Genomic DNA, 20,337 nt, shown 5'->3' with positions numbered 1-20,337 from the left:
GTCGTCGAGGCGCACGGTACGGGTACGACGCTGGGTGACCCGATCGAGGCCCAGGCCCTGATCGCCACCTACGGCCAGAACCGCACCGACGAGAAGCCCCTGTGGCTCGGCTCGCTGAAGTCCAACATCGGACACACGCAGGCCGCGGCCGGTGTCGCCGGTGTCATCAAGATGGTCATGGCGATGCGGCACGGCGTGCTGCCGCGGACCCTGCACGTGGACGCCCCGTCGTCCCACGTCGACTGGACCGAAGGCACCGTCGAACTGCTCACCGAGCAGACGGAGTGGCCCGAGACGGACCGGGTACGCCGCGCCGGTGTCTCCTCCTTCGGTATCAGTGGCACCAACGCCCACGTCGTCCTGGAGCAGCCGGTCGCCGCACCGGCACCGGAAACGACCGGTGCGGGCGGCGGCGAACCCGCTGTCGTCCCGCTGGTCCTCTCCGGCAAGTCGCCCGACGCGCTGCGCGACCAGGCCGCCCGCCTGCTCGACACGGTCCGCGAGCGCAGGGCGCTGCGCACGCTCGACCTCGGCTACTCGCTGGCGACCAGCCGTTCCGCGTTCGACCACCGCGCCGTCGTCCTGGCCACCGGCCGGGAGGACGCCCTCCGCGCCCTGACCGCCGTCGCCGACGGCGAGGCGGATTCCGCCGCCGTCACCGGTCGTACCCGCACCGGACGCCGTGCGGTGCTGTTCTCGGGTCAGGGTTCGCAGCGGTTGGGGATGGGTCGTGAGGTGTATGGCCGGTTCCCGGTGTTCGCTGAGGCTCTGGATGCCGTACTGGCTGTCCTGGATGGTGAGTTGGGTGGTTCGCTGCGGGAGGTGATGTGGGGTGAGGACGCCGGTCCGCTGCATGAGACGGGGTGGACTCAGCCCGCGCTGTTCGCCGTTGAGGTGGCGCTTTATCGGCTGGTGGAGTCGTGGGGTGTGAGGCCGGACTTCGTGGCCGGTCACTCCATCGGTGAGATCGCGGCCGCACATGTGGCCGGGGTGTTCTCGCTGGAGGACGCCGCTCGTCTGGTGGCGGCTCGTGGTCGTCTGATGCAGGCGTTGCCGGCCGGTGGCGCGATGGTGGCCGTCCAGGCGACCGAGGACGAGGTCATCCCGTACCTCACCGACCAGGTGTCGGTCGCTGCCGTCAACGGGCCTACCTCGGTGGTCGTTTCGGGTGAGGAAGGTGCCGTGCTGGAGGTCGCGGCGCGGTTCGAGTCGGAGGGCCGCAAGGCGACGATGCTGCGGGTGTCGCACGCGTTCCACTCGCCCCTGATGGATCCGATGCTGGACGAGTTCCGGGCGGTGGCCGAGGAGTTGGCGTTCGCGGCGCCGGTGATTCCGGTGGTGTCGAACCTGACGGGTTCCCTGGCCAGGGCCGAGGAGCTGTGCTCGCCCGAGTACTGGGTGCGCCACGTCCGTGAGGCGGTCCGTTTCGCGGACGGGGTGGCCACGCTCGAGGAGCAGGGTGTGACCACGTTCCTGGAGCTGGGTCCGGACGGGGTCCTGTCCGCGATGGCGCAGGAGTCGCTGACCGGCGACGAGGCCGTCACCGTCCCGGTCCTGCGCAAGAACCGCGACGAGGAGACCGCTGCCCTGACCGCCCTCGCCGCCCTGCACACGGCGGGCCTGCGGCTCGACTGGGACGCATTCTTCGCCGGCACCGGCGCCACCCGCGTCGACCTGCCGACCTACGCGTTCCAGCGCACCACCTACTGGCCCAGCGGCACGCCCTCGGCCGCCGCGGTCGTCGGCCTCACCTACGCCGGACACCCGCTGCTCAACGGCTCGGTGGAGCTCGCTGAGGGCGAAGGCGTGCTCTTCACCGGTCGTCTCTCTCTTCAGTCGCACCCCTGGCTCGCCGACCACGCCGTCATGGGCACCGTCCTGCTGCCGGGCACCGCTTTCCTGGATCTCGCGATCCGCGCGGGTGACGAAGTCGGCTGCGACCAGGTCGAGGAACTCACCCTTGCCGCGCCGCTGGTGCTGCCGCAGGACGGCGCAGTCCTGCTCCAGGTCCGTGTGGGCGGCGCCGATGATGGTGGTCGGCGCTCTGTCACCGTGCACTCGCGCCCTGAGGAAACTACGGACGGTGCCTGGACGCTGCACGCCTCGGGCACCTTGTCCGACACCGCGCCCGCGGGCACCGGCTTCGACACCAGTGTGTGGCCGCCTGTCGGTGCGGAGACCGTTGACGCTGAGGGCTGCTACGAGCGTTTCGCCGCTCGTGGCTTCGTCTACGGTCCGCTCTTCCAGGGCCTCACTGCCGCCTGGAGCGCGGGTGAGGTGCTGTATGCGGAGGTCATGTTGCCCGAGGAGGGCACCGAGGACGCGGCCGGTTTCGCCGTGCATCCCGCACTTCTCGACGCCGCACTGCACGCCGCGTTGCTCACCGACGACGACGGTGGTCTTCCGTTCTCGTGGGAGGGCGTCAGCCTGCACGCCTCCGGCGCCACCGCGCTGTGCGTCCGCCTCGCCCCGGCGGGTGCGAACGGGATGTCCGTGACCGCCGTCGACCCCGCCGGCCGGCCCGTGGTCTCCATCGCCCGGTTGCTCGCGCGCCCGGTCGAGGCCGACCAGCTGTCCAGCGACGCCGGACACCTGCGTGATGCGTTGTTCCGGCTGGAGTGGACGCCGGTCCCGCTGCCGGAGGGCACCGGTTCCGCGGGTGTTGCCCTGCTGGGTCCGGACACGGACGACCTCGCCGATGCGGTGGATGACGGCGCTCTCCGGTCTGCGACTCTCGCCGGTCTACTTGCGGCCGATGCGCCCGTTCCCGGTGTTGTACTGGTTCCGCTGACGGCCGGTGCCGATGTCGATGACACGCCGGGCTCTGTGCACACTCGGACTGTCGCGGCGTTGGGTCTTCTTCAGGAGTGGTTGGCGGAGGACCGGTTCAGTGGTTCTCGTCTGGTCCTCGTCACTCGCGGTGCCGTCGCTACTGACGACGCCCCGGTGACCGACCTTGCCGCTGCTGCGGTGTTGGGTCTGGTCCGTTCCGCGCAGACGGAGAACCCGGGTGCCTTCGGGTTGGTCGATCTCGACGCCGACGGTGTCTCCGACTCCGTTCTCACCCGTGCCCTGGCCCTGGACGAGCCGCAGCTCGCGCTGCGTGGCGGTCGTGCTCTTGTCGCTCGTCTGACCCGTGCCGCCGCCGACTCCGCCGCCCAGGTTGCCTGGTCGTCGGAGGGGACGGTGTTGGTGACGGGCGGTACGGGTGGTCTGGGGGGTCTGATGGCTCGTCATCTGGTGGCCGAGCGGGGGGTGCGGCGTCTGCTGCTGACCAGCCGTTCCGGTCTCGGTGCCGCAGGCGCTGGCGAGTTGGTGGCGGAGCTGGAGGGGCTGGGTGCCGAGGTCTCGGTGGCGGCGTGTGATGTCGCCGACCGGGACGCGGTGGACGCGCTGGTCGCGGAGATTTCGGCGGAGCACCCGCTTGCTGCGGTAGTGCACACGGCCGGTGTTCTCGACGACGGCATCTTCGCCTCTCTCACCCCCGACCGTCTCGACTTCGTGCTGCGGCCCAAGGTGGACGGCGCCTGGAACCTGCATGAGGCGACGCGTCACCTGGATCTGGACGCGTTCGTGGTCTTCTCGTCGGTTGCTGGTGTGTTCGGTGGTGCGGGCCAGGCCAACTACGCGGCCGGCAACGCCTTCTTGGATGCTCTCGCCGCTCACCGCCAGTCCCTCGGGCTGCCCGCCACCTCCCTCGCCTGGGGTCCCTGGCAGCAGGGCGCGGGCATGACGGCCGGGCTCGACGAGCGTGATGTCCGCCGGGCCGCCGAGTCCGGGATGCCGCTCATCACCATCGAGCAGGGCCTTGCCCTTTTCGACGCGGCCCTCACCACCGGTGAGGCCGCTCTCGTCACCAGCCGCATGGACCTCGCCGCCTTCCGCGGCCGGCCCGAGATCCCGGCTCTTCTGCGCGGACTGATCCGTACCCCCGTGCGCCGCGCCGCCGCGACCGGGGCTGCCGAGGGCGCCGACGCCGGTCTCGTCCAGCGACTCGCTCGGCTCGACCGCGAGCAGCGCCACGAGGTTCTGCTGGACCTGGTCCGGGCGAGTGCCGCATTGGTTCTCGGCCATGCCGCCGGATCCGATATCGACGCCGACCGTGCCTTCCGTGACCTCGGCTTCGACTCCCTCACCGCGGTCGAACTCCGCAACCGCCTGCGCACCGCTACCGGTCTGCGCCTGTCGGCCACCATGGTCTTCGACCATCCCACGCTGTCCGCGCTCGCCGACCACCTGCACACCGAGTTGTTCGGCGCCGAGGCCGAGACGCTGACCCCCGTCACGCTGTTGCCGTCGACGGAGGACGACCCGATCGTGATCGTCGGCATGGCCTGCCGCTTCCCGGGCGAGGTCGCCTCACCCGAGGACTTGTGGCGCCTGGTCAGCGAGGGCACCGACGCCATCTCCGACTTCCCGGCCAACCGCGGCTGGGACGTCGACTCCCTGTACGACCCTGACCCGGCCCACACCGGCACCTCGTACACCCGCTCCGGCGGATTCCTGCACGACGCCGCGGAGTTCGACGCCGACTTCTTCGGCATGAGCCCGCGTGAGGCGCTGGCCACCGACTCGCAGCAGCGGCTGCTGCTGGAAACCTCCTGGGAGGCCATCGAGCGAGCCGGTATCGACCCGCAGAGCCTGCGCGGCAGCACGACCGGTGTGTTCGCCGGCGTCATGTACCACGACTACGGCAGCCTGTTGGGCGGCAAGGAGTTCGAGGGCTTCCAGGGCAGCAGTGCGGGCAGCGTGGCCTCCGGACGGGTGTCGTACACCTTCGGCTTCGAGGGTCCGGCCGTCACGGTCGACACCGCCTGCTCGTCCTCCCTGGTCGCCCTGCACTGGGCCGCCCAGGCACTGCGGTCGGGCGAGTGCTCGCTCGCCCTGGCCGGCGGTGTGACCGTCATGTCGACGCCCAGCACGTTCATCGAGTTCTCCCGCCAGCGGGGTCTCGCTCCCGACGGCCGCTCCAAGGCGTTCGCCGAGTCGGCGGACGGTGTCGGCTGGTCCGAGGGCGTCGGCATGCTCCTGCTGGAGCGCCAGTCGGACGCGATGCGCAACGGTCACGAGATCCTCGCGGTCGTCCGCGGCTCCGCCGTCAACCAGGACGGTGCCTCCAACGGCCTGACGGCTCCCAACGGTCCGTCCCAGCAGCGGGTGATCCGCCAGGCGCTCGCCAGCGGGGGACTCTCGACCGGCGACGTGGACGTCGTCGAGGCGCACGGTACGGGTACGACGCTGGGTGACCCGATCGAGGCCCAGGCCCTGATCGCCACCTACGGCCAGAACCGCCCGGAGGACCGTCCCCTGCTGCTCGGCTCCGTGAAGTCCAACCTGGGGCATACGCAGGCCGCGGCCGGTGCCGCAGGTGTCATCAAGATGATCATGGCGATGCGCCACGGTGTACTGCCCCGCACCCTCAACATCACCGAGCCGTCCTCGCACGTCGACTGGAGTGCCGGTGCCGTCGAGCTGCTCACCGAGCAGACGGAGTGGCCCGAGACGGACCGGGTGCGCCGCGCCGGTGTCTCCTCCTTCGGTATCAGTGGCACCAACGCCCACGTGATCCTGGAACAGCCGGCAAGGGTGGTTCAGGGCACGGTGGTTGCCGCTACGGTGCCGGAGGCGGACGTGGTGGAGCCCGCGGTGGTGCCGTGGGTGCTGTCCGGCAAGTCGCCGAAGGCGCTGCGCGACCAGGCCGCCCGCCTGCTCACGCACGTCCGTCTGACGCCCGGACTGCGCCCCGCCGACGTGGCACTTTCCCTCGTGACCCAGCGTTCCCTGTTCGCCCACCGCGGCGTGGTGCTGGCCACCGAGCACGAGGAGGCGGTGCACGCCCTGGCCGCCCTCGCGTCCGGCGAGCCCCACCCCTCCGTCGCCACCGGCAGCCCCACGTCGGGCCGTCGTGCGGCACTGTTCACGGGTCAGGGGTCGCAGCGGCTCGGGATGGGTCGTGAGGTGTATGGCCGGTTCCCGGTGTTCGCTGAGGCTCTGGATGCCGTTCTCGCCGTTCTGGATGGCGAGTTGGGTGGCTCGCTGCGGGAGGTGATGTGGGGTGAGGACGCCGGTCTGCTGAACGAGACGGGGTGGACTCAGCCCGCGTTGTTCGCTGTCGAAGTCGCCCTCTACCGCCTGGTGGAGTCCTTCGGAGTCACTCCGGACTTCGTGGCTGGTCACTCGATCGGTGAGATCGCTGCCGCGCATGTGGCCGGGGTGTTCTCGCTGGAGGACGCCGCTCGCCTGGTGGCGGCTCGTGGTCGTCTGATGCAGGCGTTGCCGGCCGGTGGCGCGATGGTGGCCGTCCAGGCGACCGTGGACGAGGTCATCCCGTACCTCACCGACCAGGTGTCGGTCGCTGCCGTCAACGGGCCTACCTCGGTGGTCGTTTCGGGTGCCGAAGGTGCCGTGCTGGAGGTCGCGGCGCGGTTCGAGGCGGAGGGCCGCAAGGCGACGATGCTGCGGGTGTCGCACGCGTTCCACTCGCCCCTGATGGATCCGATGCTGGACGAGTTCCGGGCGGTCGCCGAGACGCTGTCCTACGCCGCCCCGGTGATTCCGGTGGTGTCGAACCTGACGGGTTCCCTGGCCACGGCCGAGGAGCTGTGCTCGCCCGAGTACTGGGTGCGCCACGTTCGCGAGGCGGTCCGTTTCGCGGACGGGGTGGCCACGCTCGAAGGGCAAGGGGTGACCACCTTCCTGGAGCTGGGTCCGGACGGAGTCCTGTCCGCGATGGCGCAGGAGTCGCTGACCGGCGACGACACCGTCACCGTCCCGCTGCTGCGCAAGAACGCGGCCGAGGAGCGCACGGCCCTGGCCGCCCTCGGGCGGCTGCACGCCACCGGCACCCGCGTCGACTGGGCCGGGTTCCCGGCCCTCACCGGCGCCCGCCCCCTCGAACTGCCGACCTACGCCTTCCAGCACCGGCCCTTCTGGCCCGCCGGCAAGCGCGACGCCACGGACGTCAACTCCGTCGGCATCAGCTCGGCAGCCCACCCGCTGCTCAACGCGGTCGTCGAACTCGCCGAGGGCGAGGACCTGGTCTTCACCGGGCGCCTGTCACTGCACTCGCACCCGTGGCTGGCCGACCACGCCGTCCACGGCACCGTCCTGCTGCCGGGCACGGCCCTGCTGGAGATGGCGGTCCGCGCGGGCGACGAGGTCGGCTGCGACCACGTCGAGGAACTGACCCTGGCCGCCCCGCTGGTCCTCTCCGCGCAGGGCGCGGTCCGCACTCAGGTGCGGGTGGGCGTCGCGGACGCCGCCGGACGCCGTACCGTCACGGTCCACTCACGCCCGGAGCAGTCCACCGACGCCCCCTGGACCCAGCACGCCACCGGTGTCCTCGCCACCGGGCTCCCGACGGCCGCCGCGCCGTTCGACGCCACGGTGTGGCCGCCGGTGAACGCCGAGCCCGTCGATCTGACCGGCTTCTACGAGGCACGCGAGGCCGACGGCTTCGCCTACGGTCCCGCCTTCCAGGGTCTGCGGGCCGCCTGGCGCCGCGGCGACGAGGTGTTCGCGGAGATCGCGCTGTCGGACGGCACACAGAAGGAGGCCGAGAGCTTCGGCCTCCACCCGGCACTGCTCGACGCCGGCCTGCACGCCGCCTGGCTCGCGGCCCCGGCCGGTGACGGCACGACCGGCAGCGTGCCGTTCTCCTGGAACGGCGTCTCGCTGCTCGCCTCCGGCGCCTCCTCCGTCCGCGTCCGGCTCGGCCGTGACACCGACGGCACGTTGACGCTGGCCGTCGCCGACACCACCGGCGCCCCCGTGGCCGCCGTCCGGGCGCTCACCATGCGCGCCGTGCCCGCGGAGGCGCTCAGCTCCGCCGCGGCACTCGTCCGCGACTCCCTGTTCCGCCTCGACTGGACCCCGGTCACGGGGACCGAGGCCACCCCGGCCGCGACCGCGGAGCCGACGGCGGAGATCGTCGGCGAGGATCCCTTCGGGCTCGTCGAGAGCCTGCGGGCGGCCGGCACCGAGATCGGCCGGCGCGCCTCCCTGACGGACGACGCCGAGTTGCCCGAACTGGTGCTGCTGCCCGTCGCCGCCCAAGAGCACGAGGCGGGGGCCGACACCCCGGCCGACACGCCGGCCGTCACCCACGTCCTCACCCGGCACGTGCTGGAGCTGGTGCGGACCCGCCTGGAGGACGAGCGTCACTCCGCCACGAGATTCGTCTTCGTGACCCGGGGCGCGACCACCGGCCACGACCCGGCCGCCGCCGCGGTCTGGGGCCTGGTGCGCTCCGCCCAGTCCGAGAACCCGGGCTGCTTCGGTCTGATCGACCTCGACCCCGAGACCACCCGTCCGCTCCCGCTCGCCGCCCTCCTGGGCGACGAACCTCAGCTCCGCCTCCAGGACGACGAGCTCCGTGCCGCCCGTCTGGTCCGTCGTCCCGCTCCCACTGCCGAGGCCGTTCGGGTGTTCGGTGGGGAGGGTGCGGTGTTGGTGACGGGTGGTACTGGTGGTCTGGGTGCGGTGGTGGCGCGTCATCTGGTGGCCGGGTACGGGGTGCGTGAGCTGGTTCTGGTCAGTCGTCGTGGTGGTGAGGCCGTGGGTGCGGCCGAGCTGGTGGCGGAGTTGGCGGAGTCGGGTGCGCGGGCGACGGTGGTGGCGTGTGATGTGACGGATCGTGGGGCGGTGGCCGAGCTGGTGGCCGCGTATCCGGTGTCGGCGGTGGTGCATTCGGCGGGTGTGCTGGACGACGGTATGGTCGCGTCTCTTACTGCGGAGCGGTTGTCCGCCGTGCTGCGTCCGAAGGTGGACGCGGCCTGGAACCTGCACGAGGCGACGCGCGACCTGGATCTGAAGGCCTTCGTGGTGTTCTCGTCGGTCGCCGGTGTCTTCGGCAATGCGGGTCAGGCCAACTACGCGGCGGGCAACGCTTTCCTGGATGCCCTGATGGAGCACCGCCGTGCGGCCGGTCTGCCGGGTCTGTCGCTGGCCTGGGGCCCCTGGGAGCAGACCGGCACCGGCGGCATGACCGGCACACTCTCCGACGCGGAGCTCAAGCGGCTCGCGGCCTCCGGAGTGCCCCCGCTCGCCGTCGAGCAGGGTCTGGCCCTCTTCGATGCCGCCCTGTCCACCGATGACGCCGCGCTCGTACCCGTCCGGCTCGACCTGCCCGCCCTGCGCGGTCAGGGCGATGTGCCGCCGCTGCTCCGTTCGCTGATCCGGGGCCGCTCGCGTCGTGCGGCGGTCGCGGGCTCGGGGACGGCGACCGGTCTGCGCGACCGGCTGGCCGCCCTGGACGCGGTCGAACGCCGGGAAGTGCTCGTGGACCTCGTCCGCGGCCAGGTCGCCCTGGTGCTCGGCCACGCCGACGCCACGGCCGTCCACCCCACGCGCGCCTTCCGGGACCTCGGCTTCGACTCGCTCACCTCGGTCGAACTGCGCAACCGCCTGAACACGGTCACCGGACTGCGCCTGCCCGCCACGATGGTGTTCGACTACCCGACCGTCGAGGTCCTGGTCGGCTTCATCCTGGACGAACTCCTCGGCACCGAAGCCGACATCCAGCTGGTGCGGAGCGGCACGGCGGCCGTGGCGGACGATCCGATCGTGATCGTGGGCATGGCCTGCCGCTATCCGGGCGGGGTCGCCTCGCCCGAGGATCTGTGGCGCCTGGTCACCGAGGGCACGGACGCTGTCTCCGGCTTCCCCACCAATCGTGGCTGGGACGTGGAGAACCTGTATCACCCGGACCCCGACCATCCTGGCACCGCCTACACCCGGTCCGGTGGATTCCTGCATGAGGCGGGGGAGTTCGACCCGGGCTTCTTCGGGATGAGCCCGCGTGAGGCGCTGGCGACGGACTCGCAGCAGCGGCTGCTGCTTGAGGCGTCGTGGGAGGCGATCGAGCGGGCCGGCATCGACCCGGTCGGTCTGCGGGGCAGTGCGACCGGTGTGTTCGCCGGTGTGATGTACAGCGACTACAGCGCGATGCTGGGCAGCCCGGAGTTCGAGGGCTTCCAGGGCAGCGGCAGCTCGCCGAGCCTCGCCTCCGGCCGTGTCTCGTACACCTTCGGCTTCGAGGGTCCTGCGGTCACGGTGGACACGGCGTGCTCGTCGTCGCTGGTGGCGATGCACTGGGCGATGCAGGCGTTGCGGTCGGGTGAGATCTCGCTCGCGCTGGCCGGTGGTGTGACCGTGATGTCCACGCCTGCCGTGTTCGTGGACTTCGCGCGTCAGCGGGGTCTGTCGCCCGACGGCCGGTGCAAGGCGTTCTCGGACTCGGCGGACGGTGTCGGCTGGTCCGAGGGTGTCGGCATGTTGGTCCTTGAGCGGCAGTCCGACGCGATCCGCAACGGTCACCAGATCCTCGCGGTCGTCCGCGGTTCCGCCGTCAACCAGGACGGCGCCTCCAACGGTCTCACCGCCCCCAACGGCCCGTCCCAGCAGAGGGTGATCCGCCAGGCCCTTGCCAGCGGCGGACTCTCCGCCCAGGAGGTCGACGCGGTCGAGGCGCACGGTACGGGTACCACGCTGGGTGACCCGATCGAGGCGCAGGCGCTGCTTGCGACCTACGGCCGTGACCGCGACGCGGAGCAGCCGCTGCTGCTGGGTTCGGTGAAGTCGAACATCGGTCACACGCAGGCCGCGGCCGGTGTCGCCGGCGTGATCAAGATGGTCATGGCGATGCGGCACGGTGTGCTGCCGCGCACCCTGCACGTGGACGCTCCGTCCTCGCACGTCGACTGGACCGAAGGCGCCGTCGAACTGCTCACCGAGCAGAGCGCATGGCCCCAGACCGAGCACGTTCGCCGTGCGGGTGTGTCGTCCTTCGGCATCAGCGGCACCAACGCCCACGTCATCCTGGAGCAGCCCGACAAGGTGATCCGGGGGACCGTGGTCGGTGGTTCGGCAGCGCCGAAGTCGGACGTGGTGGAGCCCGCGATGGTGCCGTGGGTGCTGTCCGGCGGGACGCCGGAGGCGCTCCGCAGTCAGGCGGCGAAGCTGCTCGCCTCGGTGGAGGCACACCTCGACCGTCCGCTCGTGGACGTCGGTTCCTCCCTCGTCACCGCCCGGTCGCTGTTCGAGCACCGCGCGGTCGTCCTCGCCACCGACGTGGACACCGCGGCCCGCGCCCTGGCGGCCCTCGCGGTGGGCGAGCCCGATCCCGCGGCCGTGTCTGGCCCGGCCCGCACCGGTCGCTCGGTGGCGTTGTTCTCGGGGCAGGGGTCGCAGCGGCTCGGGATGGGTCGTGAGTTGTATGGCCGGTTCCCGGTGTTCGCTGAGGCTCTGGATGCCGTTCTCGCCGTTCTGGATGGTGAGTTGGGTGGTTCGCTGCGGGAGGTGATGTGGGGTGAGGACGCCGGTCCGCTGAACGAGACGGGGTGGACTCAGCCCGCACTGTTCGCTGTCGAAGTCGCCCTCTACCGCCTGGTGGAGTCGTGGGGTGTGAGGCCGGACTTCGTGGCCGGTCACTCGATCGGTGAGATAGCCGCTGCGCACGTCGCCGGGGTGTTCTCGCTGGAGGACGCCGCTCGCCTGGTGGCTGCCCGTGGTCGTCTGATGCAGGCGCTGCCGGCCGGTGGCGCGATGGTCGCCGTCCAGGCCACCGAGGACGAGATCGCCCCGTACCTCAGCGAGGAAGTGTCGGTCGCCGCCGTCAACGGACCCACCTCAGTGGTCGTCTCGGGTGCCGAAGGTGCCGTACTGGAGGTCGCGGCGCGGTTCGAGGCGGAGGGCCGCAAGGCGACGATGCTGCGGGTGTCGCACGCGTTCCACTCGCCGTTGATGGATCCGATGCTGGACGAGTTCCGGGCGGTGGCCGAGGAGTTGGCGTACGCCGCCCCGGTGATTCCGGTGGTGTCGAACCTGACGGGTTCCCTGGCCACGGCCGAGGAGCTGTGCTCGCCCGAGTACTGGGTGCGCCACGTCCGTGAGGCGGTCCGCTTCGCCGACGGGGTGGCCACGCTCGAGGAGCAGGGTGTGACCACGTTCCTGGAGCTGGGTCCGGACGGGGTCCTGTCCGCGATGGCGCAGGAGTCGCTGACCGGCGACGAGGCCGTCACCGTCCCGGTCCTGCGCAGGGACCGCGACGAGGAGACCACCGCGGTCGCCGCGCTCGCCCGCCTGCACACCGGCGGGCTGCGGATCGACTGGTCCGCCCTGTTCGCCGGTACCGGCGCAGGCCGCGCGGAACTGCCGACGTACGCCTTCCAGCACCAGTGGTTCTGGCCTGCGGCCCCGCTCGGCGGCGGTGATGTCCGCGCCGCCGGTCTCGGCTCCGCCGAACACCCGCTGCTCGGCGCCGCCGTCGAACTTGCCGCGGGCGAGGGCGTGCTGTTCACCGGACGCCTGGCACTGCACTCGCACCCCTGGCTGGCCGACCACGCCGTCAACGGCACCGTCCTGCTGCCGGGCACGGCCCTGCTGGAGATGGCGGTCCGCGCCGGCGACGAGGTCGGCAGTGACCGGGTCGAGGAACTGACCATCACCGCGCCGCTGGTCCTGCCCGAGCGGGGCGCCGTCCAGGTCCAGGTCGCCGTCGAGGCACCCGACGCCGCCGGCCGCTGCGTCGTGGGCGTGTACGCACGTCCCGAGGGCACCGGCGACACCGCCTGGTCGCAGCACGCCGCCGGTGTGCTGGCCCCCGCCGGCAGCGGTCCGGCCCCCGCCGCCCTCGACACCAGCGTGTGGCCGCCCGAGGGCGCCGAGGCCGTCGACGCCGACGGGTGCTATGAGGAGTTCGCCGAGGCCGGATTCGCGTACGGACCTCTCTTCCAGGGCCTGCGCGCGGCCTGGCGCCGCGGCGACGAGTGGTTCGCCGAGGTGGCTCTGCCGGAGGGCACCGAGAACACGGTCGCCGGCTTCGGTCTGCACCCGGCCCTGTTCGACTCCGCGCTGCACGCCCTGCTGCTGACCCCGGCCGCCGACGGCGGCACGGCCGGACTGCCCTTCTCCTGGACGGACGTCTCGCTGCACGCCTCCGGCGCCACCGTGCTCCGCGTCCGGCTGACGCCGACCGGTGACCGGACGCTGTCCGTCAGCGCCGTGGACCCGTCCGGCACGCCGGTCGTCTCGGTGGGCTCCCTGGTCACCCGGAGCGTCACCGGACTCGACACCACGGGCACCGACGCGCTGCTGCGTGACGCGCTCTTCGGCATCGAGTGGACCCCCGCCCAGGCAACCGAGCCGGCCCCCGCGACCGCCGCGCTCCTGGGCACGGACGGCGACCCGCTCGGGCTCGCCGCCGCGCTCACCGGCGCCGGCACGACCGTGCGGACCTACCCGGACGTCGCCGCCCTGGTGGCCGCGACGGTCGCCGCGGACCGGCCCGCGCCGGACGTGGTCGTCCTCGGCGTCGCCTCGCACGCCGACGAGCCGGCCTCCGACGCGGCACACCGGCTCACCGCCGACGCGCTGGACACCGTCCAGCGCCGGCTGTCCGACGACCGGCTCGCGGGCGCCCGCCTCGTCCTGGTGACGCGCGGCGTGGTCGGCACCCGGGACGTCGGCGCCGCGGCCGTCCACGGCCTGGTCCGTTCGGCCCAGACCGAGCACCCCGGCGCCCTCGGCCTCGTCGACCTGGACGGGACCCCCGAGTCCGCCGCCGCCCTCGCCTCGACGCTCGGCTCCGCCGAACCGCAGCTCGCGCTGCGCGACGGCCGGCCGCACGCCGCCCGGCTCGCCCGGTCGGCCCGTCCCGCCGACACTCCCGCGCCCACCGCGTGGCAGGCCGACGGCACGGTCCTGATCACCGGCGGCACCGGCGGCCTCGGCGCCCAGTTCGCCCGGCACCTCGTCGACGCCTACGGGGTCCGCAACCTGCTGCTGGTCAGCAGGCGAGGCGGTGACGCCCCCGGCACCACGGAACTCGTCGCCGAACTCATCGCGCACGGTGCCGATGTGACGGTCCAGGCCTGCGACGTCGCCGACCCGGACGCCGTGAACGCCCTGGTCGCCGGGATCCCGGCGGAGCACCCGCTCACCGCGGTCGTGCACACGGCGGGCGTCCTCGACGACGGTGTGATCGGCTCCCTCACCGGGGAGCGGCTCGCCCGGGTGCTGCGCCCGAAGGCGGACGCGGCCTGGAACCTGCACGAGGCCACCCGCGGCCTGGACCTGGACGCGTTCGTCGTGTTCTCGTCCGTGGCGGGCGTCCTCGGCGGGGCGGGTCAGGCCAACTACGCGGCGGGCAACGCTTTCCTGGACGCGCTCATGGAGCACCGCCGGGCGGCCGGTCTGCCGGGTCTGTCGCTGGCCTGGGGCCCCTGGAACCAGGCGGGCGGCATGACGGAAACCCTCTCGGACACCGAGGCCGAACGGCTGGCGCGGTCCGGGATGCCGCCCCTCGCCGCCGAGCAGGGCTTCGCCCTCTTCGACGCGGCGCTCGCGGCCGACGCCGAGGACACCACCGGCACCGCCCTGGTCGTCCCGGTCCGGCTCGACCTGGCGGCGCTCGCCGCGCAGGGCGAGGTGCCCGCGGTACTCCGCGGCCTCGTCCGGACCCGCACCCGGCGCACGGTCGCGGGCGGAACCGTCACCGCCGACGGCCTCGTGGCACGCCTGACCGCGCGCACGGCCGAGGAACGCCGGGAGGCGCTCCTCGACCTGGTCCGCACCCAGGCGGCCCTGGTCCTCGGACACGCCGACGCCGCGTCGGTGGACGCCGCGGCCCAGTTCCGGGACGTCGGCTTCGACTCGCTCACCGCGGTCGAGCTCCGTAACCGGCTGAGCGCGGCCACCGGACTGCGCCTGACCGCGACGCTGGTCTTCGACTACCCGAACGCGGCCACGCTCGCGAACCATCTGCACGACGAACTCTTCGGTGCCGAGACCGAGTCGGCGCTCCCGGTGAAGCTGATGCCGTCCACGACCGACGACCCGATCGTCATCGTGGGCATGGCCTGCCGCTACCCGGGCGGGGTCGCCTCGCCCGAGGACCTGTGGCGACTGGTTCTCGAAGACACGGACGCCATCACCGAGTTCCCGGCCAACCGCGGCTGGGACATCGAGTCGGTCTACGACCCGGACCCCGAGCACCTCGGCACGTCGTACACCCGCTCCGGCGGATTCCTGGAGAACGCCGGTGAGTTCGACGCCGACTTCTTCGGGATGAGCCCGCGTGAGGCGCTGGCGACGGACTCGCAGCAGCGCTTGCTCCTTGAGGCGTCGTGGGAGGCGATCGAGCGGGCCGGCATCGACCCGGTCGGTCTGCGGGGCAGTGCGACCGGTGTGTTCGCCGGTGTGATGTACAGCGACTACGGCTCCATCCTCGGTGGCAAGGAGTTCGAGGGCCTCCAGGGTCAGGGCAGCGCGGGCAGCGTGGCCTCCGGCCGTGTCTCGTACACCTTCGGCTTCGAGGGCCCGGCCGTCACCGTCGACACCGCGTGCTCGTCGTCGCTGGTGGCGATGCACCTCGCGGCCCAGGCGCTGCGGGCAGGCGAGTGCTCGCTCGCCCTGGCGGGCGGCGTGACGGTCATCTCCACCCCGGGCACCTTCATCGAGTTCTCCCGCCAGCGGGGTCTGTCGCCCGACGGCCGGTGCAAGGCGTTCTCGGACTCGGCGGACGGTGTCGGCTGGTCCGAGGGTGTCGGCATGCTGGTCCTTGAGCGGCAGTCGGATGCGATCCGCAACGGTCACGACATCCTCGCCGTCCTGCGCGGCTCCGCCATCAACCAGGACGGCGCGTCCAACGGCCTCACCGCCCCCAACGGGCCCTCGCAGCAGCGGGTGATCCGCCAGGCGCTGGCCAGTGGCGGGCTGTCGGCCGGTGACGTCGATGTCGTCGAGGCGCACGGTACCGGTACCACGCTGGGTGACCCGATCGAGGCGCAGGCACTGCTGGCCACTTACGGCCGGGACCGTGATCCGGAGCAGCCGCTGCTGCTGGGCTCGGTGAAGTCGAACATCGGTCACACGCAGGCCGCGGCCGGTGTCGCCGGTGTCATCAAGATGGTCATGGCGATGCGGCACGGCGTGCTGCCGCGCACCCTGCACGTCGACGCTCCGTCCTCGCACGTCGACTGGACCGAGGGCGCGGTCCAGCTGCTTGCCGAGCGGACCGTGTGGCCGGAGACGGAGCACGTGCGTCGTGCGGGGGTGTCGTCCTTCGGTATCAGCGGTACGAACGCCCATGTGATCCTGGAGCAGCCCGCGAAGGTGATCCGGGGCACGGTGGTCGATGCCTCGGCACCGGAGGCGGACGTGGTGGAGCCCGCGGTGGTGCCGTGGGTGCTGTCCGGCAAGACGCCGGAGGCGCTGCGCGACCAGGCCGCCCGCCTGCTCGCCGCGGTCGCCGAAGAGCCGGCACCGCGTCCGGCCGACGTGGCCCACTCTCTGCTCGTCACCCGCTCGCTGTTCGCCCACCGCGCGGTGGTGCTGGCCGGTGAGCCCGAGGAGTCGGTCAGCGCCCTCACCGCCCTGGCGGCGGGCGCGGCCGATCCGGCGGCGGTGTCGGGCACGGTGGTGTCCGGTCGCTCGGCGGCGCTGTTCTCGGGTCAGGGGTCGCAGCGGCTCGGGATGGGTCGTGAGGTGTATGGCCGGTTCCCGGTGTTCGCTGAGGCTCTGGATGCCGTACTGGCCGTTCTGGATGGTGAGTTGGGTGGTTCGCTGCGGGAGGTGATGTGGGGTGAGGACGCCGGTCTGCTGAATGAGACCGGGTGGACTCAGCCCGCGTTGTTCGCTGTCGAAGTCGCCCTCTACCGGCTGGTGGAGTCGTGGGGTGTGAGGCCGGACTTCGTGGCTGGTCACTCGATCGGTGAGATCGCTGCCGCGCATGTGGCCGGGGTGTTCTCGCTGGAGGACGCGGCCCGCTTGGTGGCTGCCCGTGGTCGTCTGATGCAGGGGCTGCCGGCCGGTGGCGCGATGGTGGCGGTGCAGGCCACGGAGGATGAGGTCACCCCGTACCTCACCGACGAGGTGTCGATCGCCGCACTCAACGGACCGACGTCCGTAGTGGTGTCGGGCGTCGAAGGTGCCGTACTGGAGCTGGCCGCGCGGTTCGAGGCGGAGGGCCGCAAGACCACCCGGCTGCGGGTGTCGCACGCGTTCCACTCGCCCCTGATGGATCCGATGCTGGACGAGTTCCGGGCGGTTGCCGAGACGCTGTCCTACGCCGCCCCGATGATCCCGGTGGTGTCGAACCTGACGGGCTCCCTGGCCACGGTCGAGGAACTGTGCTCGCCCGAGTACTGGGTGCGCCACGTCCGTGAGGCGGTCCGCTTCGCCGACGGGGTGGCCACGCTCGAAGAGCAAGGGGTGACCACGTTCCTGGAGCTGGGTCCGGACGGAGTCCTGTCCGCGATGGCGCAGGAGTCGCTGACCGGCGAAGGCACCGTCACCGTCCCGCTGCTGCGCAAGAACGCGGCCGAGGAGACGACCGCCCTGCTGGGCCGGGCCGGGCTGTACACGCGGGGGATCGGGGGAGGCTGGCAGGACCTGCTGGCCGGTACCGGTGCCCGCCGGGTGAATCTGCCCACCTACGCCTTCCAGCACCAGTGGTTCTGGCCGACAGGCCGGGCCGCCGCCACCGGTGACGTCCGCGCCGCCGGTCTCGGCTCCGCCGAGCACCCGCTGCTGGGCGCCGCCGTCGAACTCGCCGCGGGACAGGGTGTGTTGTTCACCGGTCGCCTGTCGCTGACCTCGCACCCGTGGCTGGCCGGCCACGCCGTCATGGGCACCGTCCTGCTGCCGGGCACGGCCCTGCTGGAGATGGCGGTCCGCGCGGGCGACGAGGTCGGCTGCGATCGGGTGGAGGAACTGACCCTCGCCGCGCCGCTGGTCCTGCCCGAGCGGGGCGCGCTCCAGGTGCAGGTCGCCGTCGCCGTCCCGGACGACTCCGGCCGGCGCGTGGTCGGGGTGTACTCGCGTCCCGAAGGCGCCGGCGAGTCGGAGTGGGCCCAGCACGCGGCCGGTGTCCTGGCGCCCGGCGTCACCGCACCGGACCAGGGCTTCGACACCGAGGTGTGGCCGCCGCGGGATGCCGAACCGCTGGACACCGAGGACTGCTACCAGGCGTTCGCCGAGGCGGGATTCGCGTACGGACCGCTCTTCCGGGGTCTGCGCGCCGTGTGGCGCCGTGGCGATGAGCTCTTTGCCGAGGTCGCGCTGCCCGAGGAAGGCAGCGGCGAGGCGGCCGACTTCGGTCTGCACCCGGCGCTCCTCGACTCCGCGCTGCACGCCACCATGCTGGGCGCCGCCGGCGCCGAGGAGGGCGACGGCGGAGGGGCCCTGCCGTTCTCGTGGGAGGGCGTCGCGCTGCACGCCTCCGGCGCCTCGGCGCTGCGGGTGCGGCTGGCCCCCGCGGGCGACAACGCGCTGTCGGTGAACGCGGTGGACCCGGCCGGTGCGCCGGTGGTCACCGTCGACCGGCTCCTCACCCGCACGGTCACCGGTGACCAGCTGAAGTCCGCGGGCGAAGACCAGAACACGCTGTTCGGCGTCGACTGGATGCCGGTGGCCGGCACCGGGGCCTCGCGGCCCGCGTCGGTCGCGGTCGTCGGGGACGACCCCTTCGGCCTGGCCGACGCGCTCACCGGCTCCGGTCTCACGGTCGGCGCGGCGGCCGACCTCACCGCGCTGCCGGCCTCGTCCGACGCCGCCGTACCGGACATGGTGCTCGTCCCGGTCGCCGGAGCCCCGGCCGGCGGGGACGCTCTGCCCGGCGCAGTCCGGGAGGTCACCGCGCGGGTGCTCGCGCTCCTTCAGCAGTGGCCCGGCGAGGAGGCGCTCGCGGCCTCGCGGCTGGTGTTCGTCACCCGTGGCGCGGTCGCCGTGGACGGCGGCGGGACCGTGGACCTCGCGGCCTCCGCGGTCTGGGGCCTGGTGCGGTCGGCGCAGACGGAGAACCCCGGCTGCTTCGGCCTGCTCGACCTCGATCCGGCCGCGGCGGACCCGTCTGCCGGGCTCGTCGAGGCCCTGACGGCCGGCGCCGAGGAACCGCAACTCGCGCTGCGCGGCACCGAGGTCGTGGCCGCGCGCCTCGCCCGGCTCGACACCGCACGGCCGGAACTCGCCTCCGCCACTGCGGCGGACGGCACGTCCGGCACGTTCCGGACCACCGGGACCGTCCTGGTCACCGGCGGCACCGGAGGCCTCGGCCGGCTCCTCGCCCGGCACCTGGTGGCCACGCACGGCGTACGGAGCCTGCTCCTCGCCAGCCGCAGCGGTCTCGAGGCGGACGGCGCGAGCAAGCTCGTCGCCGAACTGGAGGAACTGGGCGCCGAGGTCACCGTGCGGGCGTGCGACGTCGCCGACCGGGAGGCCGTGGCCGCCCTGGTCGCGGCGGCACCCCAGGACCGTCCGCTGTCGGCGGTCGTCCACACGGCCGGTGTCCTCGACGACGGTGTGGTCGGCTCGCTGACGCCGGAGCGCCTCGCCACGGTGCTGCGGCCCAAGGCGGACGCGGTGTGGCACCTGCACGAGGCGACCCGCGGCCTGGACCTGGACGCGTTCGTCGTCTACTCGTCCGTGGCCGGTGTGTTCGGCGGTGCGGGGCAGGCCAACTACGCGGCGGCCAACACGTTCCTGGACGCCCTGATGGCGCGGCGCCGCGCCGACGGGCTGCCCGGCGTGTCCCTCGCGTGGGGCCCGTGGGAGCAGGACAGCGGCATGACGGGCACCCTCTCGGACGCCGAGGCCGACCGCCTGGCGCGTTCCGGGATGCCGCCGCTGACGGTCGAGCAGGGCCACGCCCTGTTCGACGCGGTGGTCGCGGGCGACCGGGCGCTGGCCCTGCCGGTCCGGCTGGACCTCGCCGTACTGCGTGCCCGGGGTGATGTGTCCGCCCTGCTGCGCGGCCTGATCCGGGTGCCCGCGCGGCGGGCCGCGGCCCGGGGTGCGGTGCCGTCCGCGGACACGCTCACCCGGCAGCTCGCCGGACTGGGTGCGCAGGAGCAGGAGGAGGTGCTGCTCAAGCTGGTGCGCGGACAGGCGGCGGCGGTGCTCGGACACCGGGACGGCTCGGCGATCGGCGCGGAGCGTCAGTTCCAGGAAATGGGCTTCGACTCGCTGACCGCGGTCGAGTTCCGGAACCGGCTCAACGCGGCCACCGGTCTGCGGCTGCCCGCCACGCTGCTGTTCGACTACCCGACGACGGCCGATGTCGTCCGGCACCTGCGCGGACGGCTCGTCACCGACGACCAGGCGGGCGCCGGTTCGGTGCTCTCGGCGCTCGACGCGCTGGAGAAGGCGATCGCCGGACTCAGCCTCGACGACGCGGACGAGCACCGTCGGGTGACCGGCCGGATCGAGGTCCTCAGGACCAAGTGGGCCGAGCTGGGCCGTACGGACTCGTCCGGCGAGGACTCCTCGAAGGACGACCTGGACGGGGCCTCCGACGAGGACATGTTCGCGCTCCTCGACGACGAACTCGGCCTGAACTGA

General features: G+C 72.7%; 1 protein-coding gene (only partly in view). It reads left to right on the top strand.

Going from position 1 to position 20,337, the window contains the following annotated elements; translation table 11 throughout:
* Positions 1-20,337, top strand: partial view of a type I polyketide synthase gene (locus TNCT6_RS03915; RefSeq protein ID WP_141356587.1) — the 3' portion only. The gene continues 11,385 nt to the left of window position 1, outside the view; only the last 20,337 of its 31,722 coding nucleotides appear in the window; its start codon lies beyond the left edge, outside the window; the stop codon is at positions 20,335-20,337.

Origin of the sequence: Streptomyces sp. 6-11-2 (assembly GCF_006540305.1) — a bacterium.
GTDB lineage: Bacteria > Actinomycetota > Actinomycetes > Streptomycetales > Streptomycetaceae > Streptomyces.
The sequence above is the reverse complement of the archived record's forward strand: the minus strand, read 5'-3'. Positions and strand labels throughout refer to the sequence as shown.